Genomic DNA, 23,902 nt, shown 5'->3' on the forward strand with positions numbered 1-23,902 from the left:
GCGTGGGAACGATCATTGGCGGTGCGGCTTACACGGAGAAAAAGTACCGCGTCAGGTGAAAGAAGATCGGTGCCGCGAAGCAGATTGAATCCATCCGGTCGAGCATGCCGCCATGTCCTTTGATCATGGTTCCCCAATCCTTGGCGCTCAGGCTGCGTTTGATCGCTGACATGACCAGCCCACCGAGAAACCCCATCACCACAATCACCAGCGACATCAGCAACGACTGCCAGAAATTGAACGGCGTCATCCAGAACATGCACCCGCCGATCAGCGTGGCCGACAAGCCGCCACCCACCAAACCTTCAACGGTTTTCGACGGGCTCACCAACGGCGCGACTTTGTGTTTGCCAAAGAGCTTGCCGAACACGTACTGCAACACGTCACTCAACTGAACGACAAAGACCAGATAGAAGAGCAACAACGCGTTCTGCCCGGTGAACCCTTGCAGGTCCAGCAGCAACAGGGCCGGGGCGTGGCTGATGCAGTAGATGCAAATCATCACCCCCCATTGAATCTTGGCCGCGCGCTCCAGAAAGCTGTCGGTGTCCTGGCTCAGCACCGCAATCGCCGGCAGCAGCAGGAAGGCGTACACCGGAATCAACAGGGTGAACAGCGAATACCAGTGCGTGCCGATCAGCACGTATTGCAGCGGGATCAGGATGAAAAACGCCGAGAACAGCGCGTTATGGTCGCCGGGGCGGGTGGGCGTCAGGGTGATGAATTCCCTGAGGGCGAACAGCGAAATGAAGCCGAATAGAATGACCGTCGCATTCCCGCCCAGCAGGTAGGAGACGAAGAAGATGATCACCATCCCCCACCAGGCATTCACGCGCTGATTGAGGTTTTCGATGGTCGAGATCGAGCCCTCGGTTTTCGCCCGTTTAGCCAGCACGCGACCAATAATCGAAGCCACCGCCAGCAGGCAGGCGATGGCGCCAAAGAACCACAGAAACTTTTGTTCGAGCGTCATGCCGACAACCTCACGATGGCGTCACGCGCCCGTTGCAGAAACACCTGCTTTTCCTCATCGACGAACCGTGGCATCGGGTCGCCGATGCGGATAGTGCAGATGATCGGCAGCGGCACGTGTTTGCCCTTGGGCATGGAGCGGTGCAGGTTTTCCAGGTAGATGGGCACCAGATCAACTTCCGGGAACGCCTCGGCCAATCGGTACAGACCGGATTTGAATTCCCCGGGCAAGGCCTGGCTGGAGCGCGTGCCTTCCGGAAAGATGATGATCGAATGGCCGGCGCGCACCACATCGAAAATCGGCTCCAGTACATTGGTCCCCGGTGTCGGGTTGCGGTCGATCAGCACGGCATTCAGGCCTTTCTGCGAGATGTAGCGCAGAAAGCGGTTTTTGCCCCAGTAGTCGGCGGCGGCTACCGGTTTCACATTGACCCGGGCTTCGGGGGGCAGGGCGGCGATAATGGCCAGCGTGTCCATGTGGCTGGTGTGATTGGCAAAATAGATGCGCTGGCGGGTCAGGTCCGGCGGGCTTTCCCAGCGGGCGGTGACACCGATCAGGAAACGCAGCACTGAAATCAGCGCATTACTGATCCACATGGAGATTCCCCTTGAGCTGACGCGAGATGGCCAGGGTTCGCGTGACACAGGTCGCGGCGGATCCGGCGGCGATGATCACCAGCGTGATCAACAGTGCGTAGTGCGTGCCATACATCGTGGCTTCGAACGCATTCAGCAGCAGCCCGGCAGTCATCACGGCCATTCGATGCTGCTTGGCCATGGGGCCGATGAAGGTCTGCTTGAGGCCCAGCGAACCGCCAAACACGCGAACATACGCCGTGAGCGCCGCGGCCAATGCGGCAAACCATCCGAGGTCGCCGTGCCCGATGGCATAGCCGAGCCCGATGATCAGCAGGCTGTCGGCAATGCGGTCGGGGAATTCGTTGTAGAGGCTTCCGATGTCGGACTTCTTGCCGCCCTCGATGGCCACCATGCCGTCGAACAGGTTGCACAGCAGGCGCAACTGAATGCCGATGGCGCAGAGGATCGAGCCGATGAGGCCGTTATCGATATTCAGAGCCGCTGCCCCGGCGAGCGCAAAAGCAATGCTGGCGACGGAGATCTGATTGGGGGAAATGTCGCGTTTCACCAACCGGTCGGTGATGCGTTTTGCCCAGCCCGCCGAACGTGTCTTGATGGGCCTTCTGTTGTCATCCATTTACCGATATCCCTATTCATGATGATGCGCCGCAGGGGCAAATCGCCCGGCAGCGCCCCACAATATAGAGGCTTTCCTGTGTCCCTGCGCCTGTTTACTGACTGACAGGTCGAATCGGCAACTTCAGCTCCGCACACAATCCCCCACCCTCACGATTACTCAATACCAGCGATCCACCGATGGCCAACGCCAGTTGCTGGGCAATCGCCAACCCAAGCCCGGTGCCGCCGGTGCTGCGGTTGCGTGAATTTTCCACCCGGTAAAACGGCTCCATCACCTGTGCCAGCTCTTCCTCGGCAATGCCTGGCCCGCGGTCCATGACTTTCACCGACAGGCTGCCGTTTTTGCTTTCTACCTTGAGTTCGGCCGCACCCGCGAACTTCAGGGCATTGTCGGTGAGGTTCACCAACACCCGGCGCAATGCATGGGGGCGAGTGTCGATGACGGCTTCACTTTTGCCGCCCAGTTGCACGTCTTTGCCCATGTCCTGATAGTCGAACACCAGGCTGTCGAGAAATGAGTCCATGTCGGTGCGCCGACTTTCTTCGGTCGAGCCGTGAATGCTGCGCGCGTAGGCCACGCCTTCGCGCACCAGGTGTTCCATCTCGCCGAGGTCGTTCCACAGTTTGTCTTTTTCGACCGAGTCGTCCATGAATTCGGCGCGCAGTTTCATGCGGGTGATCGGGGTTTGCAGGTCATGGGAAATCGCCGCCAGCAGTTGCATACGTTCCTTGAGGTACGCGGCGATGCGTGCCTGCATGGCATTGAACGCCTTGGCCGCGTGGGCGACTTCGGTCGGGCCTTGTTCGTCCAGGTGCACGGCGTGGGTATTGGGGTCGAGGGTTTCCACGGCTTGGGCCAGGCGGGTCAGCGGGCGGATGGCGATGCGCACGGCCAGCCAGGTGCAGGCGATCAGCAGCGCCAATTGACCGAGCAACACAAACGGCAGCCACGGCGACAGCGGCACCATCGCCGGTCGTACGTCGATGGTCACCGGGCTGCCATCGGCCAGTTTCAGGTGGACCTGGAAGTGTTTGATCGGGCCGGGGAGGTCGGTCACGGTCATCGGGTAGTCCTTGCCGATGGCGTCCTTGATCGAGGTCACGGCAATCGGCGTGTCGCGCATGGCCGTGCCCGGCGAACCTTCATCCAGCAAATAGCGGTAGTTGCGCCGTTCCAGTTGCTGCAGCCAGCTCGCCCGCTCGGTGGCCGGCAAACGGTCGAGGATGGCGATGGAGGTCGAGACGTCGGTCTCGAGATTACCGAGCATGGTGTTTTTCGCGGTTTCGTAACGCTCGTAATACTGCGCGCCGAAGGACAGCGCCTGGGCGAGGATCAAGCCGATCAGGAAGATCAGCGACAGCCGCGAGGCGAGGGTACGGGGCCAGCGAATTGCCAGGTTCATGAGGGCGCACCGATGACTTCCACTGCCAGCGAAAACACATAGCCCTCGCTGCGCACGGTTTTGATGTAGGCCGGTTCGCGGGCGTCGTCCAGCAAGCGCTGGCGCAAGCGGCTGACCAGCAAGTCGATGGAACGGTCGAACAGGTCAGCGTCGCGGCCCTGGGTCAGGTTCAACAATTGATCGCGATTGAGCACCCGTTGCGGGTGATCGAGGAAGACCCGCAGCAGTCGGTATTCGGCGCCACTGAGCGCCACCATGGTGCCGTCCTCGTCCAGCAGGTGCCGGGCGGAGGTGTCCAGGCGCCAGCGACCGAAGGCCAGCAGCCGGCCGCTTTCGGTCACCACCAGGTTCGGCGGCAACATGCGTGTGCGGCGCAGCACGGCGTTGATGCGGGCGAGCAGCTCGCGGGCGGCAAACGGTTTGACCAGGTAATCATCGGCGCCCATTTCCAGGCCGATGATGCGGTCGGTTTCGTCGTTGCGCGCGGTGAGCATCAACACGGGCGTGGCCTTGTGTTTACCGGCGCGCAATTCGCGGCAGAGCATCAGGCCGTCGTCGCCGGGCATCATGATGTCGAGCACAATCAGGTCCACCGGCGTGGTTTCAAGGAAGGCACGCATTTGGCGGCCGTCGGCGACGACTGTGGTGCGCAGGCCGTTCTTCTTCAGGTAGTTGCCTACCAGTTCCCGGATCTCGCGGTCATCGTCGACGATGAGAATGTGATCGACGTGTTCCATGGGGGCCTTGCCTCTGTAAATGGGGGATGTCGCGCAGTCTATCGAGCCTTGGCCCGCTTGCCCGCCACCCTTTGTATTGCAGTGTATCTGGCTTGGCGGCGGATACACGCAGACGCAAAAACACGGTTTTTCAGGGGTTTTGTATCGCTGTGTATCAGGGGGCGGCTTTGATACGTACCGATTTATCCGCGTCTGTTCTCGACACAGAGCAGATACCTCGCGGGCTTCTAATAGGTTCCAACGAGGCAAACCACACCGCCTCGGCTCAATTGAACAACCTACCCATTGAAGCCTTGAGGAAACCGCCATGAACACCAAAGCCATTTACGCCGCTTGCCTGTTTGCTGCCCTGAACATCTGCACCTTGTCGGCCCGTGCCGAAGCAGACGTTACAGCCAAAACCTACACCTACGGCACCCATCTCGACATCAAGAAGGTCGTGTCGCTGAAACAGGATGCGACCCCAGTCTGCGGCGTGGTGGATGCGCAACTGACTTACCTGGATTCGCAGAACAAAACCCAGGTTCTGGACTACCGCAAAGTGGCTGACAACTGCAACTCGGACAACTGATTGCTGCACTCACCCAGTGCCCATCCCCTTTGAAACAGGAAGAACACCATGAACAACGTAAGCCGCTACCTGACCGCCATTGCCTTCTCCATCGCCGGCGCCGCCGCCCATGCCAATGCCGCTGTTGAACAGAACAGTTGTGGCAGCGCCACCTGCTTCCAGCTGACGCCGGTGGCGCACAAGGATTCCAACGCCTTTCTGGCCGAGGATGGTTTTAGCCGTACGCCGCAGGGGCAGATGGTTGCCGAGAACGGCGGCAGCCGGACTCCGCAGGGTCAGCAACTGGATAACCAGACGGCCTGAAAACCCCACCGCCCCCTTGTGGGAGTGAGCCTGCTCGCGATAGCGGTGTGTCAGACAACAATGATGCCGACTGATACACCGCTATCGCGAACAGGCTCACGCCTACAGGGATTGTGTGATGTGTCGCCCTTCATTATTTCAAGGTGATCCCATGTTTCTCATCGCTTTCCTGGGCGGCGTATTGACCGTGCTCAGTCCCTGTATCCTGCCGGTTGTTCCGTTCCTGTTCGCCGGGGTCAAACGTAGCCGTTCCTCCATCCTGCTGACCCTCGGCGGCATGGTCCTGACGTTCGCCCTGATCTCCAGCCTGGCCGTGGTCAGCAGTGAGTGGGTGGTGCAAGCCAACAACACCGGTCGCCATGTCGCCCTGTTCGTGATGGTGCTGTTTGCCCTGTCGCTGATTTTCGCCCGGATCGGTGACTGGATGGCCCGTCCGTTCGTGGCCCTGGGCAATCGCCTGGACCCCGACACCCGCAAAATGTCCGGCCCGTTGAGTTCGGTGATGATCGGTGTGGCCACCGGGCTGCTGTGGGCACCGTGCGCCGGGCCGATCCTCGGTGTGATCCTCACCGGCGCCATGCTGCAAGGTGCCAATGCGCAGACCAGTCTGTTGCTGCTGGCCTACGGCCTGGGCAGCGCGCTGTCCCTGGGGACTTTGATCTTCGCCGGTCGCGGCCTGGTCAATCGCTTGAAAGCGTCAATCCCGGTCACCGGTTGGCTGCGCAAGGGGGCAGGTGTTGCGGTGCTGGCGGCTGCGGCCGTGATTTCCACCGGCGCTGACAAAACCCTGCTCGCCGGCACCTCGTCCGAAGGCGTCAGCAGCCTCGAACAAGGCGTGCTGGAAACCGTGCCGAAAGTCGTCGACTACTTCGTCAGCAAGGTCAAAGCGGACTCGTCGATGGACAACGCCCAAGGCGCCATGCCATCGCTGAACGGCGCCGTCGAATGGATCAACTCGCCGGCCCTGACCAACGAATCGCTGAAAGGCAAAGTGGTGCTGGTGGATTTCTGGACCTTCGACTGCATCAACTGCCAGCACACGCTGCCGTATGTGAAGGACTGGGCGAAGAAATACGAGAAGGACGGTCTGGTGGTGATCGGTGTACACACCCCGGAATACGGTTTCGAGCGCATCATCGACAACGTCAAGGATCAGGTGAAAAAGCTCGGCATCACGTACCCGGTGGCCATCGACAACAACTACGCGATCTGGCGCAACTTCGATAACCAGTACTGGCCCGCTCACTACCTGATCGACGCCAAGGGCCAGGTGCGTTACACCCACTTCGGCGAAGGCAGCTACGAGACGCAGGAGAAGATGATCCAGCAACTGCTGGAAGAGGCGAAAGCCCCGGCGGCATAAGCGATCAAATCAATGGCTCACAGGCTCCGCGCCGTGGGCCATTGGTTTTTGCGCCTGACTGCGCCGCCACGCAGCCGGCGGTGCGCCGAACTCACGACGGAAGGCCCGGCTGAACGCGGTATCGGTCTGGTAACCCACCTCTTCGGCAATGCGCATCAATGAGCTGTTACTGCTGCGCAACAGGTTGGCCGCCAGCAGCATCCGCCATTGGGTCAGGTACTGCATCGGCGAACTCCCCACCAACTGCTGAAAGCGCTCAGCCAACACCGATCGTGAGGCGCCGGCCGTACGCGCCAGCTCATCCAGCGTCCAGGCGTGGCAGGGTTTGTTGTGCAGTGCGTTCAACGCAGCACCGACAATCCGGTCACCGACCCCGGCCAGCCAACCGGTCCGTCCTTCGCCCTGTTCGTTCATGTGCAGGCGCAGCACTTCGATGAACAACACCTCGGCCAGTTTCGCCAGCACGCCTTCGCCTCCGGGCCTCGGCGAGCGGGCTTCCGCCAGGGCATAACGCACGGAAGACTCCAGCCACATGCCGGCATGCGAGCCACGCACGTTGACCCGAACCACCGCCGGCAGCCCGGTCAGCAACATGCCGGCCAGCCGCGTATCGCACGCCAGATAACCGCACACCAACCGCGTGACTGCGCCACCTCCGCCATAACTCAATTGCCGTGGACGCCGTGCCAGCACCACGTCCAGCCGCGCACCTTTGGCGGGCGGCAGGCCAGGTTTGGAACTCATGCGATGGGCATCACCTTGCGGGAACACCACCACATCGCCCGCTGCCAGCAGCAGTGGCGGATCATCCCCGAGTTCGACGTAACACTCGCCCTCGGTGATCAGGTGGAAAATCACCACGCGTTCGGCACCGGGCTCCAGAAATGGCGCCGCCGTGTCGGCGCTGGGCGACTGGTAGCACCAGGGCGCGGTGAACCGGGCATTGATGAAAATCGCGCCGACCAGGCGTACGACCCGCAAGGTTTGGGACAGAGCGTCCATGGAGGTTTTCCGGTGTATGGATCGCATTGATTGTGAGCCTGTCGCCGGAAGGCAGCCAACCTCCGGACGATCGGACAAGGTTGGCCGACGATCGGGCAGGACGCGAGCGTGCGCCGGGGTGATAGTTGACTCACAGGGCCACTACCGACCCTGTCATCAATAACAAGAATGAGAGGTTGCCATGCCTAAGTTCATCATAGAACGCGAGATCCCCGGCGCTGGAACACTGTCAGAACGTGATTTGAAAGCCGCCGCGCTAAAGTCCTGCGACGTGTTGCGCGAATTGCCAGAGGTGCAGTGGCTTCAGAGTTACGTCACCGGTGACAAACTCTACTGCGTCTACATCTCCCCCAGCGAAGCGCTCATCAAAGAACACGCGACCCGCAGTGGTTTCCCGGCCAGTCGTATTTCCCAAGTGGCAAGCATTATCGATCCCACCACGGCGGAATAGGCCGCGGTCGGTTGCTATCCGTACGGAGCAGACTTCATGAGTACACCGATTGATCTCACTGCCCTGAAAAACCGCCAGATGGCCTCCTGGGCCAGCGGCGACTACGCCATTATCGGCACCACCTTGCAGATTGTCGGCGAGCAGCTTGCCGAAGCCTGCGACCTGCTCTGTGACGAGCGGGTGCTGGACGTGGCCGCCGGCAACGGCAACGCGACACTCGCCGCGGCACGTCGAGGCTGTCACGTCACCTCGACGGACTATGTGGCCGCCTTGCTGGAGCGTGGAGAGGACCGGGCCAGGGCAGAACGTCTGGAAGTGACCTTCCAGGTAGCCGACGCCGAAGCGTTGCCATTCGAGGACGCCAGCTTCGATGCTGTGCTGTCGACCTTCGGCGTGATGTTCACGCCCGACCAGCCCAAAGCGGCCACAGAACTGGCGCGAGTCTGCCGCCCGGGTGGGCGGATCGGCCTGGCCAACTGGACGCCGGAAGGCTTTGTCGGGCAGGTATTCAAGACCCTGGGCCGGCACCTGCCACCACCGGCGGGGGCACAGCCGCCGTCCAATTGGGGCACGGAAGCCTGGCTGCATTCACACTTTGATGAACGCAACTTCCTGGTCCAGGTGACGCGCCGCACCTTCAACTTCCGCTATCGCTCGGCGGCGCACTTCATCGACACCTTCCGCAACTGGTACGGGCCGGTCCACAAAGCCTTCGCGGCGCTACCGCCCGAGGGGGCCAAGGCCTTCGAGCAAGACCTGACCGAGCTGCTGAACCGGATGAACCGGGCGGGAGAGAAGTCGCTGGTGGTGCCCAGTGAATACCTTGAAGTAGTCATCACAAAACGCTGATTTGGCTGAGATGAAAAGTAGGAGTGAGCCTGCTTGCGATGGCGGCGGCACAGTCAACATTGATGTGGCTGACAGACCGCTTTCGCGAGCAGACTCACTCCTACAGGAAATTGTGGTGTTTTTGAGATTTACGAGAGGCTGGCGCCTCGGGCCGTCAGCAGTTCGCGCAATACCGAGCGGTGGCAGTGCGCTTCGTCTTCGCAGTAACAACCAACGGCCAATGAGGTTTGATGGGAGAGGGCGGCCAGCAGGTCCAGTAACTGGCTCGGCGCGGGGTGGTTCATTTCAGCCTTGAACTTGCGCCTGAAGGCTTCCCAGGCCTTGTCGTCGGTGGCCGCTTTGGCCTCGGCCACCAATTCCGCACTGGGCGACAGCAGCGGCTGCCACACGTCATAAAAATCCCGGCTGGCAAACTCGGCCTTCGGTACGCCACGGGGTGGGCGGCGGACCGTGCCCAGGCGCAGGCCTTCATCGGGCGTGCGCGGTGAGCCGAGGCGAACGATATGAATGGCCATGGCGGGTTACGAGTGACGCGAGCCGTCAAACCATTCCAGTGCCGTGCGCCAGATGCAAATCCCCAGAAAGTAAGCCGACATCAGCAACCAAAGCCCCATCACCATTGGGTTGATCACCGGATGATTGATCACCAGGGACAGACTGCACAGCAGCCAGATCGCCGTCACGGCGATGTTGATCGGCATAAAGCGGCGCACGCGAAACGGGTGCAGGAACTTCATCCGGGTCACGGTCAGCAAGGCCAGGCCGATGACCGTAAGCAAGGTGATCCAGGGAGACGGGGCGATGATGTACAGGCACAGCGCAACCACGTTCCACGCGGCCGGGAAGCCCTGGAAGTAATTGTCTTTGCTCTTCATGTTGACGTTGCAGAAACAGAACAGCGACGACACCAGAATCAGCGACACGGTCAGCAGCAGCGTGTAGTCCGGCAGCGGGATGTAGCGGTAGATGAACAGCGCCGGAATAAACACATAGGTCAGGTAGTCGATCACCAGGTCCAGGATTGAGCCATCGAAACTGGGCAGCACCGACTGCACATTGACCTTGCGCGCCAGTGCGCCATCCAGCCCGTCGACGATCAGTGCAACGCCCAGCCACAGCAGGCAATTGGTCGGTTGGTTTTCCAGCAGCGCCAGGGTGGCGAGGAAGGCGGTTACTACGCCGGTCGCGGTAAAACCATGGGCGCCCCATGCTTTGAGCCTGGCAATGTGTACAGTCGAAATCACGGGGGCGTTCTCCAAAAAGTGAAGCTAGCCTGTTATCACCCCTTCAGGTGGAGGTGTCGGCAAACCGGGTCGGGGTGCAGGTATCGACCGGAAATTCGGGCATAAGGTTCACCGTCAGTAAATCTTAGCCAATACCCCGGAAAAAACCGGCGTATTCATTGGGGCGAGCAGGTTTGACGTCAGCCCAACGGTGGTGGCGCATTGGCAGGCGAGGTCTATCGTTGCCTGACTGGGTCACTTTCGTTTGATGAGGACGTCGTCATGAACACCAGCGATTTGCTCGAACAATTACTGCGGGCCGGCCAGGGCTCGATGACGCAGCAGGGCGGCGGTGGCGCGTCGTCGCAAGACCCGCTCGGCGGCCTCGGCGGCTTGCTGGGTGGCCTGATGGGCGGCGGGACCGGCTCAAGTGCTGGCGGTGGCGGCCTGGGCGGCTTGCTCGGTGGTTTGCTCGGCGGCGGTTCACCGATGGGCGGCTCGACCCAGACTCGCTCCGGTGGCGGCACTAACTATGCAGCGCTGGCGTCGCTGGGGATGATGGCTTTTCAGGCGTATCAGGCCTGGCAGCGCAGTCAGGCCTCGGCCCCGCAACAGGCACCGCGCACGGTGGATCTGTTGTCCGGCCCGGAAGTCGAAGATCACAGCCATGCGGTGCTGCGCGCATTGATTGCAGCGGCGAAGGCCGATGGCCGGATTGATGACGCCGAGAAGGGGATGATCAGCGCTGAAATCGGCAAACACACCGATGACCCGGACCTTCAGCAATGGCTGGATGAGGAGGTCGCCCGGCCGCTGGATGCCAACGAAGTGGCGGTGTCGGCGACTGATCCGGCGATTGCGGCGGAGATGTACCTGGCGAGTGTGATGCTGGTGAATGACCAGGGCGAGGCTGAGCGTAATTATCTGGATGAGCTGGCCGGGGCGCTGAAGATAGATCCGCAATTGCAGGTGCATCTGGAGCAGCAGGCCAGGGGTGGTGCTGCCTGACACGGGAGCACAAAAGCTGTGCTGTTCATGAGATTGCTTTCGCGAGCAGGCTCACGCCTACATTTGACCGCGTACTTCAGATAGAACGCGGTCAAATGTAGGCGTGAGCCTGCTCGCGAAGAACGATAACGCGGTCAACCGACCAAAAACCTCACGCCATACGACTCGGCAATCTCAAGTATCCGGGGCAGGTCTTCAGGCACCTTGAGCCGATCCACCGCCGCAAAAAACTGCCCACCTCGCGGATCCGACACCACACCAATCATCTTCGCCGTCGCGCTGATGTTCTTGTAAGCATGGATCGCCCCTCCGGGAATGTGCACATACCCCCCGGCCGAAACCGTATTGGACACGCCCGCCACCGTCACTTCAACCTGCCCGTCGACCACATAAAACGCCTCATCCCACGGATGAAAGTGCGGTGGCGGGCCGCCCCCTTGCACACCTTCCTGAATGTGCATTTCAAAGGGTTTGCTCAGATCACCGCCGGCCAGAATCGTGATTTTCTCGCCGACGACATTCACCGCAGCCGGCGATGTTGCCGACTCGATGACATGAACCGTTCGCATGATTGCTCTCCGAAGAATGAACCCGCACCTGCTGAGTATATTCACTGACATGATCGTCGGAGCTGCGCCACAAGCCCGTCTGTCCGGGCAATTTCAACGCCGATTGAATTTTTTTCCGGCGTCGTCGCTCTGCTGATGTAGAGACGTGTTGCTGAACGTCCTGCCACTGGCCATAGACCGAGAGATGCGCCCATGACTGCCCTGACACGACTCCACTCCCGGCCTGCCCATGCGCAGGCAATGACTGCCGTTGGCAGCCTGAAGCAAACCTACGAGCAGTTGCTGCTGAGCGATAATGCCCAGCCTCTTGCGCGCACATTTCTGCACGCACAACTCCAGCATGCAGAGCACCTTGCGCAGGACATGCCGCAAGACCTGTCGGCCCTGCAAGGCTTCGTCGAACAACACTTTGCCGAAGTGGCCCGCCAATACGCCGAGTACCTGAAAGCCCGCAAAGCCGGAGGCGGGCGGCAGTTCTTCAGCAACAAGGCTCACGCCCTGTTTTTCCTGCAAGCGGTTGCCCCCACCAAACTGGTCGACGGCGCCTGGCTGTCCGGGTTGCTGCAACACTGGCGCGATCCGCGTTTCGACGGACTGATTTGTACCTATCTGGAAGAGTTGGGCGACGGCAACCCGGCGCAGAACCATGTGGTGATTTATCACAGGCTATTGGCCGATCTGGGTTTGCAGAACAGCGGCGTCATTGCCGACGAGTATTACCTGCAAGGCGCGATTCAGCTGGCGTTGGGTGAGTGCGCCGACGAATGCCTGCCCGAGGTGATCGGCTATAACCTGGGCTATGAACAACTGCCGCTGCACCTGCTGATCAGCGCCTATGAACTCGCCGAGCTCGGCATCGATCCGTATTACTTCACGCTCCACGTGACCATCGACAACGCCAGCACCGGCCACGCGCACAAAGCCGTGCAGGCAGTATCGCAACTGATGCCGCTGGAAGGTGATCGTGACGAGTTTTTGCGGCGGGTCGCGCTGGGCTATCGGCTGAATGATCTCGGGCAGGGCAGTCGGGCGATCATCGAATCGTTCGACCTCTACCGCGAAGTGCTGAACATGCTGGAGCGCAAACGCCCGTTCGGCCAGCACATGCATTCCGACTACTGCCGATTTGAAGGCAAGACCGTCAACCAGTGGTTATCGGCGCCCGAGCAGTTGCCCGGTTTCCTCACCGCCCTGGAAAACAAGGGCTGGATCAAGCGTCACCAGGACCCACAAGCCAGCCGTTTCTGGCAGTTGATCGAGGGTGACGGCGCGGCCATGTTCGGGGTGTTCAGCCCTTATGAAAAACAGCTGCTGCACGACTGGATTGCCGGCGACTGGACACCCGAGTGCCCACCACCGGCCTATCGCCGCAGCCAACACGACGACATCGAACCGCAATTGCCGGCCAGCGATCCGGATGTCCAGAGCCTGCAGTCCGCGCTGGGAGGACGACCCGCTGCCGAACAGATGCAAGTGCTGATCCCGTGGCTGTCGGCGCAGCGCCACGCGCATCCCGCCGGTCTGCTGGCCACGCGTCGTTTTATCGAGCTCAAGTCCAGCCTTCGCTAAGGAGCCTTACATGAATCAGGAAGAACACCTGAGCGCTGCCAACCTGGCGTTACTGCAACTGGGACGCCGCTTGCAGGCTGACGGCTATCGATTCATCACACCGACACCGCTGACGCATCAGCGCGTGCTTGATCGTGCCTTCGGGCGACAGGCCCAGACCCTGCGCGATGTGTTCGGTTGGTCGCGGCCGTTCGAGCCCGGTTTGTTGTCGGCGGATGAGCAGCTTCAATTGCAACGGGCTGGCGTGCTCGAGGAAGGCAACGGTCACCTGAAAAGCCGGGTGCGCTGGTCGAGCCTGGATGACCTGCTGTTTGTGCACTCCGCCTTTCCCACCGACGCGGCGGACGCAGTGTTCTTCGGACCAGACACTTACCGGTTTGCGCAACTGATCCATGCCCATCTGCAACAGAATGTCGCCCCGATCCGGCGCGCCGTGGACATCGGCTGTGGTGCCGGGGTCGGCGCGATTGTGATTGCCCGCGCACGCCGGGAAGCCGAAGTGCTGGCCGTGGACATCAACCCGGCGGCGCTGCGCCTGACCACGATCAATGCCGCGCTCGCCGAAGTGGCCAATGTCAGCGTCGAGACCAGCGATGTGCTGCAAGACGTCGACGGTCAGTTCGACTTGATCGTCGCCAACCCGCCCTACATGGCCGACCCGGCCGAGCGCGCCTACCGACATGGCGGCGGGGCGTTCGGTGCGCAACTGTCGCTGCGCATTGTCGAGCAAGCCTTGAATCGATTGGCACCCGGTGGTTCGCTGGTGTTGTACACCGGGGTGGCGATGATCGATGGCCACGATCCTTTCCTGCAAGCGCTGACCCCGCGCCTTGAGTCGCCGATGTTCGGCTGGACCTACCGCGAGCTCGATCCCGACGTGTTCGGTGAAGAGTTGCTGACCCCGGGCTATCAACGGGTGGAGCGGATTGCGGTGGTGGCGCTGACCGTTACGCGAGCCGGCCCCGGTATCGGAGGGATTGTTGAGTCAGCAGCAGGTGCGCCATGAACAAGAACCTCGACGACTACAACCGCATGCGCGATTTTTCGGCGACCTCTGAGCCCGCCGCGAACCAACGCCGGGGTAAAAAAGCCGCGAAAGATCACGCGCTGCAATTCTGCATTCAGAAGCATGACGCCTCACACCTGCATTACGACTTTCGCCTGGAACTCGATGGCGCCCTGAAAAGCTGGGCGGTGCCCAAAGGCCCGTCGCTCGACCCCAAGGTCAAGCGCCTGGCGGTCCACGTCGAAGACCATCCGCTGGACTACGCGACCTTCGAGGGCAGCATCCCGGAAGGCCATTACGGGGCTGGTGATGTGATCGTCTGGGACCGTGGCGTGTGGATCCCGCAGGAGGATCCGGCCAAGGCCTACGCCAAGGGCAAGCTCAAGTTCGAGCTGCAAGGCGAGAAGCTCGGCGGGCTCTGGAACCTGGTGCGCACGCACATGCCGGGCAAGCAGGAGCAGTGGTTTTTGATCAAACACCAGGACAGCGCGGCCAAACCCGAGAGTGATTACGACGTGGTCGCGGCCGAGCCCGACAGCGTGCTGAGTGACCGGACCATCGTCGCCAAAAAATCCAGGTCAGCGGCTAAACCCAAAGCCGTCAAGCAACCCGCGCGCAAGGCTGTACCCAAAGTAAAATCGGCGCCGCTCACCGGCGCCCGCAAAGCCCAACTGCCCGACCAGCTCAAACCCGAACTGGCCACGCTAGTGGAGAAGGCCCCGGACGGCGAGTGGAGTTATGAAATCAAGTTTGACGGCTACCGGATCATGGCCCGCATCAATCACGACGAGGTCAAACTGTTCACCCGCAACGGTCACGACTGGACCCACAAATTGCCCAAACAAGCCGAAGCGTTAGCGGCGCTGGGCCTCGAATCGGCCTGGCTCGACGGTGAAATGGTGGTGGCCAACGAGCAGGGCGTGCCGGACTTTCAGGCGCTGCAAAATGCCTTCGACGCCGGTGCCAGCGCCAACATCCTGTACTACCTGTTCGACCTGCCTTACCTCAACGGCGTGGACCTGCGCGAGGTGCCGGTCGAAGAACGCCGGGTGGCGCTGGCGACTGTGCTCAACGCCAATCACGACCCTTTGCTGCGCTTCTCGGATTCGTTTGGCGAAGCGCCGGAAGCCTTGCTTAACAGCGCCTGCCAGATGCAGATGGAAGGGCTGATCGGCAAACGACTGGGTTCGCCTTACGTGTCCCGGCGCAGCAGCGACTGGATCAAGCTAAAGTGCAAACACCGCCAGGAATTCGTGGTGGTCGGCTACACCGACCCGAAAGGTTCGCGCAACGCATTCGGTGCATTGCTGCTCGGCTTGCATGACCGTGACAGCGGCAAGTTGCGTTACGCTGGCAAGGTCGGCACCGGGTTCAACGAGACGACCCTCAAACGCATCTACGCGCAGCTGAAACCGTTGCTGGCGAAGAAATCGTCGGTGGTCAATCCACCGACCGGTTTCGAGGCCAAGGGTGTGCACTGGCTCAAACCCACTCTGTTGGCGGAAGTGGCCTTCGCCGAGATGACCAAGGAAGGCTCGGTGCGTCATGCAGTGTTCCATGGCCTGCGCGATGACAAACCCGCTGAGAGCATCACTGAGGAGCGCCCGAACGTGGTGAAGATCCCAGAGAAAAAAACCGCCCCGGCAGCGAAAAAGAAAACCGATTCACCCGCGCCGTCGCAGATCGGCCTGGGCGCGGGTAAGGTGCGTATCACTCATCCTGACCGGGTAATCGACGCCTCCAGCGGCACCACCAAGGTGCAATTGGCTGAGTATTACGCCAGTGTCGCCGAATGGATTTTGCCCGAGCTCAAGGACCGTCCCGTGGCACTGGTGCGTGCGCCGGACGGTATCGGTGGTGAACTGTTTTTCCAGAAAAACGCCGAGCGCCTGGCCATTCCGGGCATCACCACGCTGGACAAGGAACTCACCGGCCAACCGGTGATGATCATCAACAACGTCGAAGCGCTGATCGGCGCCGTGCAGATGAGCACCGTGGAACTGCACACCTGGAATGCCACTGCGGACAACCTCGACCGGCCCGACCGCTTCGTGCTCGACCTCGACCCGGACCCGGCGCTGCCGTGGAAAAGCATGGTCGAGGCGACACAGCTAACGTTGTCGGTGCTCGATGAGCTGGGATTGAAAGCGTTTCTCAAAACCAGCGGCGGCAAGGGTATCCACCTGGTGGTGCCGCTGACCCGCAAGCTCGGTTGGGACGAGGTGAAGGACTTCAGCCATGCGATAGTCAGCCACATGGCCAAGCTCTTGCCGGAACGGTTTTCCGCGGTGTCGGGACCGAAGAACCGGGTAGGGCGGATCTTCATCGATTACCTGCGCAACGGTCTGGGCGCCACCACCATTTGCGCTTACGCAGCGCGCACCCGTGAAGGGTTGCCGGTGTCGGTGCCGATCTTTCGCGAGGAGGTGGCTGAACTCAAGGGCGGCAATCAGTGGAACGTGCACAACGTGCATGAGCGCCTGGCCGAAGTGGGCGATGAGCCATGGGCGGACCTCAGGAAAACCCGGCAGACGATTACGGCCGAGATGCGACGGCGGGTGGGGATGAAAAAATAATCGGCGTTTGAAATGCCAGCGCCCCTTTAATGGGGCGCTGGTCGTTTCTCTTTGTTGCTTGATAAACGGTTATTTTTTATTGATGAACGCCCACAAGTCGGAGTTCAGCTTGTCGATGGCCACTTTGAAATCCTTGGCAGTGACTTTCTGGCTTTCGTTTTCCAGTGTGGTGCCAAAGACCTTGCGCACAACCCGGCCTACGGTCTGATTGGTATTGGCGTCGACAAACTCAGCCTCGATGTACAGCTCGGTGTCCTGGTCACGGTGACCGGTCGCCGCCTGTGTCGCGCCGACGACGGCAGCGATTGGAACGACTTCATACCACTTCATGCCTTCGTTCGAGGCGCTGACCCCGGTGATGGCTGCACGCAGGATCAAGGTCCTGGAACCGGCCGGTGCCGACGTCGAGTTGCTCACAATCCGGTATTTAGTGCCCAGCGTGGCTTTGGCCTTGCTGGTCATGTAGTTCTGGATGTCGGTCAGCGTCTGCTGATTCACCCGTTCATTGGGTTTCGGCGCCGGATAGAGTTCCAGCTTGTTGAACGCCACGGTGTCATACGCATTCGGATTCCACGACGGGCTCACCCAGCGCATCGCCGTGCCACCGCTTGGTGTTTCGACTTCTTTCAGGTTGTTGTAACTGGACAGGTAGCCGGAGTACTGCTCCTTCTCTGTGACTTTTGAAGTACAACCGCTTAGCAACACGCCGGTCAGTGCAGCACCGATGAACAGGTTTCGGGACAGATTCATAGTGGTGTTTACTCCATGGTTTGAGTCATTTTTTTTTCATTAACTACACATCAAAAACGCCAAGTCATGTTCCCGGTCAGCGCTTGTATCCAGGCGTTGTCGAATTGACCGGAAATTCGATTGCCCGAAACGGTTTTGGTCTGCTCGACGGGCATGTCACCCAGCCAGACCATGGCCCAACTGACATTGACGTCGGTGTCTTTGTTAAGAGCATAGGTGGCTCCTGTCGCAATGCGCCAGCTTTCGTTCATTGGCACGATGACGCTGCGATTGCTGTCGGAAACGGCACTGCTGTCGTACGCCACGCCGACGTTCCACAACCATTGTTCGGTGGCCTGGTATTGCGCGCCAAGGGAGAGGTGCCAGGTGTCCTTGAAGCCGGCATCGACCGTTTTTGATTGCGCCCCCGCTGCCGTGGTGTCGACCTGTACGCCGATGTCACCGAACTCCGACCAGTCCTGCCAGTTGGCCGAGGCCAGCAAGGCCCATTGCCGATCCAGTTGTTGATACAGGCTCAAGGTGACAGTTTGCGGCACCGTTATGTCGAGTTTGGTATTGGTGTTGTTGATGCGATCCAGCAAACGACCATCGCCTTTCACATCCAGTCGGTCTTCGAAATCCAGGTCTACCTTGCTGGTGTAGGTCAGGCCAATGCGCGTGCCGGCTTGTGGGGCATAGATCACCCCCACGTTAGCGCCGTAGCCCCAGGTGCCGTCCTTGTATTTGTACTGGCCGTCCGCGCGGTCGGTGAGACCCAAGGGGGAGCGGTCGATGGCGGTGTCCGCCTGCAACATGCCGTACATGGCCTTGACGCCCACACCGACCGACCATTGCTCGTTGAAGCGATACGCCACGCTGGGCACCAGGGACAAACCCAGCAGGCTGGAGTTTTGCGCGAAGTAGCGGCCGGACCAGTCGTTGTCGTAATTGACCGCCAGACCGAAATCGCCGTACTGGCCGAAACCGACGCTCCAGTGATCGTCGAGTTCATGGGTGATAAAGAAGCTGCCGCCAGGAATCGGGTCGAGGGCATTGCCACTGCCGCTGCCGGGGGTATTGGTGCCGGAATCTCGATCGAAGGACAGGTCACCGTAAAGCACTTGCAAACCGCCCGTGATCTGCGTGCCCGGCAAGTAACTCATGCCGGCCGGGTTACTGGCGATGGTCGAGGGGCCTTGAGCGCGGGCGGCGGCGCCGGCGTTGGCCAGGCCGGTGTTATCCGTGCCGATTTCGTAGAGCATGATGCCCCCGGCCCAGGCTTGCTGGCAGCACAGCGCAAGGAGGGTGAAAGTGGGTAAAGCAACTGTTCTTGTTGTCATGGATTTCCCCCAGCATTATTCCCTTCGAACAAGGGTAGCTGACGCCAGCCACCCTTGGATTCGGCTGCTTACTTGCCCATGGCTGCCCGGGCCGCTTCGATCTTGGCTTTGACCGAGTCGAGGTTGAAGCTCGCGCCTTTTTGCATCGGCGGGAACTCGATGGCGGTCTCAGCCAGTTTGGCCACCTGTTGCTGGACAAACACAAAACGCCAGAACTGGAACTTGAACCAGTCAAAGTATTGCGTCGAACCTTGCGCAGCCCCATTGTTCGCCCACCCCATGCGCTCAAACGGGTCGAGTCGCAGGTTGGTCAGGTAGGGCACGTCCACCGCCACTTTTGCTCCCAGCCATGCACTCGGCTGGTCAATGAAACGATATTTGTAGTCATCAATGCGCACTGCACCGAGGGTGCTCTCTCCAAAGTAGAAGATTTCATGCCGGTTGGACGGACCTTTGCCGGTAATCATCGGCGTCTGGTCGTAACCGTCGAGGTGCACCTTGTAGGTGGTATCGCCCAGTTGTTTGCCCTTGAGCAGTTCTGCGGTGATGTTCGGGTTGCCCGCCGCCGCGACCAGGGTCGGGAACCAGTCCATGCCCGAGATGATGCCGTTGGCGACCTGGTTGGCCGGCACTTTGCCCGGCCAGCGGATAATGGCCGGTACCCGGAAACCGCCTTCCATCACCGTGCCTTTACCCATCGCAAACGGGGTGGTGCCACCGTCCGGCCAGGTGAAGTTTTCCGCACCATTGTCCGTGGTGAAGACCACGATGGTGTTGTCATCCAGCCCGTCTTTTTTCAGCTTGGCCATGACATCGCCGACGACGTCATCGAGCTGAGCCATGCCGGCTTCCTGTTCCGACCAGCCGTTTTCTGCATTGCGCATGCCTTCGTACTTGTCGGAAAGGTGGGTAACGATGTGCATGCGGGTCGGGTTCAACCAGACGAAAAACGGTTTGTTGTCCTGCTTGGCCTTGTCGATGAAGCTGAAGGTCTTGTCACGAATTTCTTCGTCGACGGTTTTCATCCGCTCCGGATACAACGTGCCGGCGTCTTCGATTTTCTGTTTGCCGACCTTGCCCCAGCGCGGCATCACGGTGGGGTCATCGGTGGTGGTGGCCCAACTGTGGACCATGTTGCGTGGTCCGACCTTGTCCAGCAGCTCCTGCGGATAGTTGGGGTGCGCCGGGTCTTCCATGGCGTCGAGGTGATAGAGGTAACCGAAGAACTCGTCGAAGCCGTGGACGGTCGGCAGGAATTCGTTCAAGTCGCCCAGGTGGTTCTTGCCGAACTGGCCGGTGGCATAACCCATGGCTTTCAGGGTGGTAGCAATGGTCACGGCTTCGGCGGGAATACCGATGGGCGAACCGGCCTGGCCGACGGTGGTCATGCCGGTACGGATCGGCAGTTCACCGGTGATGAAGTTGGCGCGCCCGGCCGTGCAACTGGCCTCGGCGTAATAATCGGTAAAGCGCATGCCCTCATTGGCGAGCTGGTCGAGATTGGGTGTACGACCGGCCATCATCCCTTGGTTGTAGACGCCGATGTTGGACCAGCCGATGTCGTCGCCCATGATCACCAGAATGTTGGGAGGCTTATCGGCGGCGTGAGACATGCCGGCAATAGACATCGCAGACAACAGTAGAGGCACGGCGAGTACGGAGGATAATTTTTTCCGGTTCATGTCGAGTTCCTGTGCAGGACGTTAGCACTCGGAGAGAAGCCCCCCGGCCTCACTGAAATATTGGATCCCCCGCGAACAGCGTAGGTAAGGATCGTGAAATATCCAGAAACGGACATGCGAAAACAGGCCAGGCCGGCACACCAATGCGTTTTATTCGGCAATGAGTTGATGTGCGTCATCACATTGCACCTTGGGCACCAGCCTGTTCGAGTTCAGCCGGGAAGGTTAACTGCCTTGCGGCACCACCCGGGCATCATTGCCTGAGCCTTCGATGTAAACGTTCATGCCTTTACCCAGGGCGGGATTGATCGGCTGGGTCACCGATACCAGCACGCCACTTTTGACGCGCACGATGATCTGCTGCGCCTCTACCGGTTGATCGTACTTTTTCTTCTCGGCGTAGTTACCGCCAACCGCACCGGCGAGCGCGCCGGCAACCATGGCGACATCGCGACCGGTGCCACGCCCGATCAGGCTGCCGATGCCCAGCCCGCCCAGGCCACCGAGCACAGCGCCAACACCGCTGTCGTGATTGGTCTGCATCTGTGTGAGGGTTATCTGCTCGATCTTTCCTGAGCGAATCTCCATCTCACCGGCACCACCACCGCTTGATCCCACAGCGGCACAGGCACTGATCAACACCATCGCTAACGTGACAGTCATCCAGGACAGGACAGTTTTCATGCTTCGATCCTCGTTATCAGGAGTGGTTTGGAACAGGACTCAACTGCTAATGAACGCCCGCAGATCGGCATTCAGTTTGTCGATCGCGTCTTTAAAGTCCTTGGCGGTGATTTTCTGGCTCTCGTTTTCCAGTTGGCTACCGAATACCTTGCGCACCACTTTGACCATGGTCTGATTGGTTCTGGCGTCAATGAACTCGGCTTCGATGAACAGGTTGGTGTCTTGATCCCGGTGGCCGGTGGCGGCCTGTGTCGCGCCGATAACGGCCGCGATCGGCATCACCTCGTACCACTTCATGCCTTCGTTCGAAGTGCTGACGCCCGTGATTGCCGCACGCAGGATCAGCGGATGCGACCCGGCCGGTGCGGCGGCCGCGCTGGACGCTCTGCGGTACTTTTGGCCCAGCACGCTTTTGGCCTTGCTGGACATGTAGTTCTGCAAGTCGGTCAGTGTTTGCTGATTGACCTGCTCATTGGGTTTCGGCGCGGGATAAAACTCCAGCGTCCTGAACGCGATGGTGTCGTACGCATTCGGGTTCCACGACGGGCTCACCCAGCGCATCGCCGTTCCACCGCTGGGCGTCTCCACTTCCTGCAGGTTGTTGTAGTTCGACAGGTAGCCGGAGTACTGCGTCGTCTCGGTGACTTTCGAGGTGCAGCCGCCGAGCAGGAGCCCGGCCAATGCGGTGCAAAGGAGCAGGTTGCGGGACAGATTCATGGGGGTGCGTGCTCCATCGATGAAGCCCAATGTTCGGTCGTGACACAGCCGGCCAGCGCCCACCGGCTCTCGAAATCCAGAAACCTCTGCGGAGAGCGTAGGTAGCAATTGCCAAATATCCAGCATTTGCTTTCTTCGCTGATTGTTTACGTTCGTTTCGGCCCGCTATTTTTTCGATGGAATGGCGGATGCCATAAAACTGGGCTTTGCTGATAGGCGACGTCACCTCCGTCACCAGGCGTTCAACGCCTGACCTCTCTCTGCGGAGAACATCCGATGCCCACCCGCCAACAGCCTGTTCGCTGGCTCTCGATCAGCGTTGTCATCGCGGCGTTCACGACCCCGTTGTATGCCGGCCAGACACCCGCCGTCGATGCGCCGACGGCGCAGTTGGAGCCCAAAGCGCTGGATGTTCTCAAGGCCATGAGCGCCCGGCTGACCAGCACTCAGGGCCTGAGTTTCAAAGCCGTGACCACCTACGAAAAGCCCAGCCGGCTGGGGCCGGCCCTGGCCTACAGCACGGTGGCGCTGGTCAATGAACAGCGCCCGGATCGCCTGCGTGTCTTGACTTCGGGCGACGGTCCGGCCACCGAGTTTTATTACGACGGCAAGCAAGCCTATGCCTATGAGCGAAAAGACAACCTGCTTGCACAAGTCGATGCGCCGCCGACCATCGATGCAACGCTGGAGGCTGCGTATAAGCGCGCCGCCATCTATTTTCCGTTTACCGACGTGATCGTCGCTGATCCGTATAAAGACTTGTCCAGGGACATGCGTGTGGCGTTTTACGTCGGCCAGTCCACGGTGGTCGGCGATACCACCACCGATGTGATTGCCTACACCAGCGACACGGTGTTCGTCCAAGCCTGGATCGGTACCGAGGACAAGCTCCCGCGCCGGTTGCGGGCAGAGTTTCTCGATGACCCGAGCCGATCCCGGCATCAGGTCGATTTCAGTGACTGGAAGCTCAGTTCGGCGATGCCTGCGACGTTCTTCAAGCCCGACCAGATCGAATCGGCGCACCGTATCAAGTTTGCCCCGCCACCCAGCCTTCGTGCCCCACAAGGCGTTAAAGAACCGGTCACAAAACCCTGAACGAGGAGGGTGAATCATGAACAGATCTACCTTGAAGTTCGCGGGGTTGCTAGTCGCCGCGCTGGTGTGTAACGAGGCGGCAGCCTGGTCGCACGCCGGTCGCTTTGGAGGGGGATACGGCGGAGGGGGTTCATGGAGTCGTTCCGGCGAATTCGGCTCGGCTTCGGGCGGTGATGGCAGTTGGAGTGGAGAAACCGATCGCGGCGGCTCGGTGTCCGGCGGTGACGGCAGTTGGAGTGGTTCAGGCTATCGCGGCGGTTCGGCGTCCGGTGGCGAAGGGGCCTGGTCAGGCACGGGGGCCGAAGGTGGAACAGCGTCCGGCGGGGAGGGGGCCTGGCATGCACAAGGTGAAAATGGCGCCGCCGCTGCTGGCTACCACGCGGATGGTTATGGCACGACAGCCTACCGGGGACCCGCTTATGGCGGGGGCGCTTACCAGTCCGTTCCTTACGGGACGGCCTACTACCATCCGCCCGCCGCTGTGATTGCCAGCAGCGGCTGTTATTACTGCGGCGGCGGAGTCAATCCGGCAGCCGCCGTTGCGACGGGCGTGGCGGTGGGTGAGGCGGCGGGGACGGTGGTCGACGAGAATGCCGACGCCGACGATTTTAGCGCTGGCTATAACGCCGGGATGGTTGCTTCAGGACCGCCGACGATGCCCTTGGGCCAGACCTATGCCAGCCTGCCTCCCGGATGTCATTTGCAGACTTTTTCCCAGAACACGTATTACCAATGCGGCAATGCCTGGTTGCAACCCGCCTATGGCGCCAACGGGGTGTATTACACCGTGGTGACACCCCCGTGATCGGCGTTGCTCGGTCATTGGATTCCTGAA

At 60.4% G+C, this 23,902-nt stretch carries 25 protein-coding genes; 11 read left to right on the forward strand and 14 right to left on the reverse strand.

Features of this window, described 5'->3' with window-relative positions; genetic code table 11:
* Window positions 1–28 precede the first annotated feature (28 nt).
* The 5 genes from D882_RS0122050 to D882_RS0122070 form a co-directional block, all read right to left on the reverse strand.
* A complete protein-coding gene (locus D882_RS0122050) occupies window positions 29–973 on the reverse strand; it encodes a phosphatidate cytidylyltransferase (RefSeq protein ID WP_027925237.1) in 945 nt (314 codons plus the stop codon).
* Window positions 970–1,569 (reverse strand): 1-acyl-sn-glycerol-3-phosphate acyltransferase, encoded by a 600-nt coding sequence (locus D882_RS0122055; RefSeq protein ID WP_027925238.1) that lies wholly within the window; start codon window positions 1,567–1,569, stop codon window positions 970–972. Before D882_RS0122055 ends, D882_RS0122050 begins: the two co-directional genes overlap by 4 nt.
* The gene (locus tag D882_RS0122060; protein WP_027925239.1) at window positions 1,556–2,188 is read right to left on the reverse strand and encodes a CDP-alcohol phosphatidyltransferase family protein; all 633 of its coding nucleotides are present in this window, start codon (window positions 2,186–2,188) and stop codon (window positions 1,556–1,558) included. Before D882_RS0122060 ends, D882_RS0122055 begins: the two co-directional genes overlap by 14 nt.
* Window positions 2,189–2,282: 94 nt before the next feature.
* Window positions 2,283–3,593: an ATP-binding protein gene (locus D882_RS0122065; RefSeq protein ID WP_027925240.1), complete on the reverse strand. Its 1,311-nt coding sequence runs from the start codon at window positions 3,591–3,593 to the stop codon at window positions 2,283–2,285.
* A complete protein-coding gene (locus D882_RS0122070) occupies window positions 3,590–4,330 on the reverse strand; it encodes a response regulator (RefSeq protein ID WP_027925241.1) in 741 nt (246 codons plus the stop codon). Before D882_RS0122070 ends, D882_RS0122065 begins: the two co-directional genes overlap by 4 nt.
* Before the next feature lie 307 nt (window positions 4,331–4,637).
* On the opposite strand from D882_RS0122070, the gene D882_RS0122075 reads away from it, so the two are divergent.
* The 3 genes from D882_RS0122075 (at window position 4,638) to D882_RS0122085 (ending at window position 6,567) form a co-directional block, all read left to right on the forward strand.
* Window positions 4,638–4,901 (forward strand): DUF2790 domain-containing protein, encoded by a 264-nt coding sequence (locus D882_RS0122075; protein WP_027925242.1) that lies wholly within the window; start codon window positions 4,638–4,640, stop codon window positions 4,899–4,901.
* A 48-nt stretch (window positions 4,902–4,949) separates the two neighbouring features.
* Entirely contained in the window at window positions 4,950–5,204 is a 255-nt protein-coding gene (locus D882_RS0122080) for a hypothetical protein (RefSeq protein WP_027925243.1), read from the forward strand.
* Window positions 5,205–5,355: 151 nt separating this feature from the next.
* On the forward strand, window positions 5,356–6,567 hold the full coding sequence (locus D882_RS0122085; protein ID WP_027925244.1) for a cytochrome c biogenesis protein DipZ: 1,212 nt from the start codon (window positions 5,356–5,358) through the stop codon (window positions 6,565–6,567).
* Window positions 6,568–6,576: 9 nt separating this feature from the next.
* Here the strand turns inward: D882_RS0122085 and D882_RS0122090 are convergent, their stop codons facing one another.
* The gene (locus tag D882_RS0122090) at window positions 6,577–7,569 is read right to left on the reverse strand and encodes an AraC family transcriptional regulator (RefSeq protein WP_027925245.1); all 993 of its coding nucleotides are present in this window, start codon (window positions 7,567–7,569) and stop codon (window positions 6,577–6,579) included.
* A 181-nt stretch (window positions 7,570–7,750) separates the two neighbouring features.
* Between D882_RS0122090 and D882_RS0122095 the strand changes: the two genes are divergently transcribed.
* Together D882_RS0122095 and D882_RS0122100 are read left to right on the forward strand one after the other, a co-directional pair.
* Window positions 7,751–8,020, forward strand: a complete 270-nt coding sequence (locus tag D882_RS0122095) for a DUF4242 domain-containing protein (protein ID WP_027925246.1) — start codon at window positions 7,751–7,753, stop codon at window positions 8,018–8,020.
* 36 nt (window positions 8,021–8,056) lie between these two features.
* Complete coding sequence (locus D882_RS0122100) at window positions 8,057–8,869, forward strand: class I SAM-dependent methyltransferase (RefSeq protein ID WP_027925247.1); 813 nt, start codon at window positions 8,057–8,059, stop codon at window positions 8,867–8,869.
* Window positions 8,870–8,997: 128 nt separating this feature from the next.
* On the opposite strand, the gene D882_RS0122105 is transcribed toward D882_RS0122100, so the two are convergent.
* Window positions 8,998–9,384, reverse strand: a complete 387-nt coding sequence (locus D882_RS0122105; RefSeq protein ID WP_027925248.1) for a DUF488 domain-containing protein — start codon at window positions 9,382–9,384, stop codon at window positions 8,998–9,000.
* Between the two features lie 6 nt (window positions 9,385–9,390).
* A complete protein-coding gene (gene pcsA, locus D882_RS0122110) occupies window positions 9,391–10,113 on the reverse strand; it encodes a phosphatidylcholine synthase (RefSeq protein ID WP_027925249.1) in 723 nt (240 codons plus the stop codon).
* A gap of 261 nt (window positions 10,114–10,374) precedes the next feature.
* Here pcsA and D882_RS0122115 point away from each other — a divergent pair, with 261 nt between their 5' ends.
* The gene (locus D882_RS0122115) at window positions 10,375–11,100 is read left to right on the forward strand and encodes a tellurite resistance TerB family protein (protein WP_081743997.1); all 726 of its coding nucleotides are present in this window, start codon (window positions 10,375–10,377) and stop codon (window positions 11,098–11,100) included.
* A 134-nt stretch (window positions 11,101–11,234) separates the two neighbouring features.
* Here the strand turns inward: D882_RS0122115 and D882_RS0122120 are convergent, their stop codons facing one another.
* Complete coding sequence (locus D882_RS0122120) at window positions 11,235–11,669, reverse strand: cupin domain-containing protein (protein WP_027925251.1); 435 nt, start codon at window positions 11,667–11,669, stop codon at window positions 11,235–11,237.
* A 192-nt stretch (window positions 11,670–11,861) separates the two neighbouring features.
* Here D882_RS0122120 and D882_RS0122125 point away from each other — a divergent pair, with 192 nt between their 5' ends.
* Genes D882_RS0122125 through ligD form a run of 3 tightly spaced genes read left to right on the forward strand, consistent with a single transcriptional unit; the run spans window position 11,862 to window position 16,820 of the window.
* Entirely contained in the window at window positions 11,862–13,238 is a 1,377-nt protein-coding gene (locus D882_RS0122125) for an iron-containing redox enzyme family protein (protein WP_027925252.1), read from the forward strand.
* A 10-nt stretch (window positions 13,239–13,248) separates the two neighbouring features.
* Window positions 13,249–14,244, forward strand: coding sequence for a class I SAM-dependent methyltransferase (locus D882_RS0122130; protein ID WP_027925253.1), 996 nt, complete (start codon window positions 13,249–13,251; stop codon window positions 14,242–14,244).
* Entirely contained in the window at window positions 14,241–16,820 is a 2,580-nt protein-coding gene (ligD, locus tag D882_RS0122135) for a DNA ligase D (RefSeq protein WP_027925254.1), read from the forward strand. Before D882_RS0122130 ends, ligD begins: the two co-directional genes overlap by 4 nt.
* Before the next feature lie 69 nt (window positions 16,821–16,889).
* Here the strand turns inward: ligD and D882_RS0122140 are convergent, their stop codons facing one another.
* The 5 genes from D882_RS0122140 to D882_RS0122160 all read right to left on the reverse strand — a co-directional run bounded on the left by D882_RS0122140 (window position 16,890) and on the right by D882_RS0122160 (window position 21,972).
* A complete protein-coding gene (locus D882_RS0122140; RefSeq protein ID WP_027925255.1) occupies window positions 16,890–17,570 on the reverse strand; it encodes a DUF3313 domain-containing protein in 681 nt (226 codons plus the stop codon).
* A 50-nt stretch (window positions 17,571–17,620) separates the two neighbouring features.
* Window positions 17,621–18,889 (reverse strand): OmpP1/FadL family transporter, encoded by a 1,269-nt coding sequence (locus D882_RS0122145; RefSeq protein WP_027925256.1) that lies wholly within the window; start codon window positions 18,887–18,889, stop codon window positions 17,621–17,623.
* Between the two features lie 68 nt (window positions 18,890–18,957).
* Entirely contained in the window at window positions 18,958–20,571 is a 1,614-nt protein-coding gene (locus D882_RS0122150) for an arylsulfatase (RefSeq protein ID WP_027925257.1), read from the reverse strand.
* 225 nt (window positions 20,572–20,796) lie between these two features.
* Window positions 20,797–21,255 (reverse strand): glycine zipper 2TM domain-containing protein, encoded by a 459-nt coding sequence (locus D882_RS0122155; RefSeq protein ID WP_027925258.1) that lies wholly within the window; start codon window positions 21,253–21,255, stop codon window positions 20,797–20,799.
* Between the two features lie 39 nt (window positions 21,256–21,294).
* Window positions 21,295–21,972, reverse strand: a complete 678-nt coding sequence (locus D882_RS0122160; RefSeq protein WP_027925259.1) for a DUF3313 domain-containing protein — start codon at window positions 21,970–21,972, stop codon at window positions 21,295–21,297.
* A 276-nt stretch (window positions 21,973–22,248) separates the two neighbouring features.
* Between D882_RS0122160 and D882_RS0122165 the strand changes: the two genes are divergently transcribed.
* Both D882_RS0122165 and D882_RS0122170 read left to right on the forward strand, forming a co-directional pair.
* Window positions 22,249–23,067, forward strand: a complete 819-nt coding sequence (locus D882_RS0122165; protein WP_027925260.1) for a DUF2092 domain-containing protein — start codon at window positions 22,249–22,251, stop codon at window positions 23,065–23,067.
* 16 nt (window positions 23,068–23,083) lie between these two features.
* On the forward strand, window positions 23,084–23,872 hold the full coding sequence (locus D882_RS0122170; protein ID WP_027925261.1) for a hypothetical protein: 789 nt from the start codon (window positions 23,084–23,086) through the stop codon (window positions 23,870–23,872).
* Window positions 23,873–23,902: the final 30 nt, after the last annotated feature.

Source organism: Pseudomonas sp. URMO17WK12:I12 (assembly GCF_000514395.1).
In the GTDB taxonomy this organism is placed as follows: Bacteria; Pseudomonadota; Gammaproteobacteria; order Pseudomonadales; family Pseudomonadaceae; genus Aquipseudomonas; species Aquipseudomonas mucoides.

Coding starts and splice junctions, on each gene's coding strand:
- D882_RS0122165 (WP_027925260.1), top strand. CDS start 22,249: ATGCCCACCCGCCAACAGCCTGTTCGCTGGCTCTCGATCAGCGTTGTC.
- D882_RS0122105 (WP_027925248.1), bottom strand. CDS start 9,384: ATGGCCATTCATATCGTTCGCCTCGGCTCACCGCGCACGCCCGATGAA.
- D882_RS0122155 (WP_027925258.1), bottom strand. CDS start 21,255: ATGAAAACTGTCCTGTCCTGGATGACTGTCACGTTAGCGATGGTGTTG.
- D882_RS0122075 (WP_027925242.1), top strand. CDS start 4,638: ATGAACACCAAAGCCATTTACGCCGCTTGCCTGTTTGCTGCCCTGAAC.
- D882_RS0122120 (WP_027925251.1), bottom strand. CDS start 11,669: ATGCGAACGGTTCATGTCATCGAGTCGGCAACATCGCCGGCTGCGGTG.
- D882_RS0122060 (WP_027925239.1), bottom strand. CDS start 2,188: ATGGATGACAACAGAAGGCCCATCAAGACACGTTCGGCGGGCTGGGCA.
- D882_RS0122090 (WP_027925245.1), bottom strand. CDS start 7,569: ATGGACGCTCTGTCCCAAACCTTGCGGGTCGTACGCCTGGTCGGCGCG.
- ligD (WP_027925254.1), top strand. CDS start 14,241: ATGAACAAGAACCTCGACGACTACAACCGCATGCGCGATTTTTCGGCG.
- D882_RS0122080 (WP_027925243.1), top strand. CDS start 4,950: ATGAACAACGTAAGCCGCTACCTGACCGCCATTGCCTTCTCCATCGCC.
- D882_RS0122055 (WP_027925238.1), bottom strand. CDS start 1,569: ATGTGGATCAGTAATGCGCTGATTTCAGTGCTGCGTTTCCTGATCGGT.
- D882_RS0122115 (WP_081743997.1), top strand. CDS start 10,375: ATGAACACCAGCGATTTGCTCGAACAATTACTGCGGGCCGGCCAGGGC.
- D882_RS0122050 (WP_027925237.1), bottom strand. CDS start 973: ATGACGCTCGAACAAAAGTTTCTGTGGTTCTTTGGCGCCATCGCCTGC.
- D882_RS0122140 (WP_027925255.1), bottom strand. CDS start 17,570: ATGAATCTGTCCCGAAACCTGTTCATCGGTGCTGCACTGACCGGCGTG.
- D882_RS0122145 (WP_027925256.1), bottom strand. CDS start 18,889: ATGACAACAAGAACAGTTGCTTTACCCACTTTCACCCTCCTTGCGCTG.
- D882_RS0122085 (WP_027925244.1), top strand. CDS start 5,356: ATGTTTCTCATCGCTTTCCTGGGCGGCGTATTGACCGTGCTCAGTCCC.
- D882_RS0122150 (WP_027925257.1), bottom strand. CDS start 20,571: ATGAACCGGAAAAAATTATCCTCCGTACTCGCCGTGCCTCTACTGTTG.
- D882_RS0122095 (WP_027925246.1), top strand. CDS start 7,751: ATGCCTAAGTTCATCATAGAACGCGAGATCCCCGGCGCTGGAACACTG.
- D882_RS0122070 (WP_027925241.1), bottom strand. CDS start 4,330: ATGGAACACGTCGATCACATTCTCATCGTCGACGATGACCGCGAGATC.
- D882_RS0122065 (WP_027925240.1), bottom strand. CDS start 3,593: ATGAACCTGGCAATTCGCTGGCCCCGTACCCTCGCCTCGCGGCTGTCG.
- D882_RS0122125 (WP_027925252.1), top strand. CDS start 11,862: ATGACTGCCCTGACACGACTCCACTCCCGGCCTGCCCATGCGCAGGCA.
- D882_RS0122100 (WP_027925247.1), top strand. CDS start 8,057: ATGAGTACACCGATTGATCTCACTGCCCTGAAAAACCGCCAGATGGCC.
- D882_RS0122170 (WP_027925261.1), top strand. CDS start 23,084: ATGAACAGATCTACCTTGAAGTTCGCGGGGTTGCTAGTCGCCGCGCTG.
- D882_RS0122160 (WP_027925259.1), bottom strand. CDS start 21,972: ATGAATCTGTCCCGCAACCTGCTCCTTTGCACCGCATTGGCCGGGCTC.
- D882_RS0122130 (WP_027925253.1), top strand. CDS start 13,249: ATGAATCAGGAAGAACACCTGAGCGCTGCCAACCTGGCGTTACTGCAA.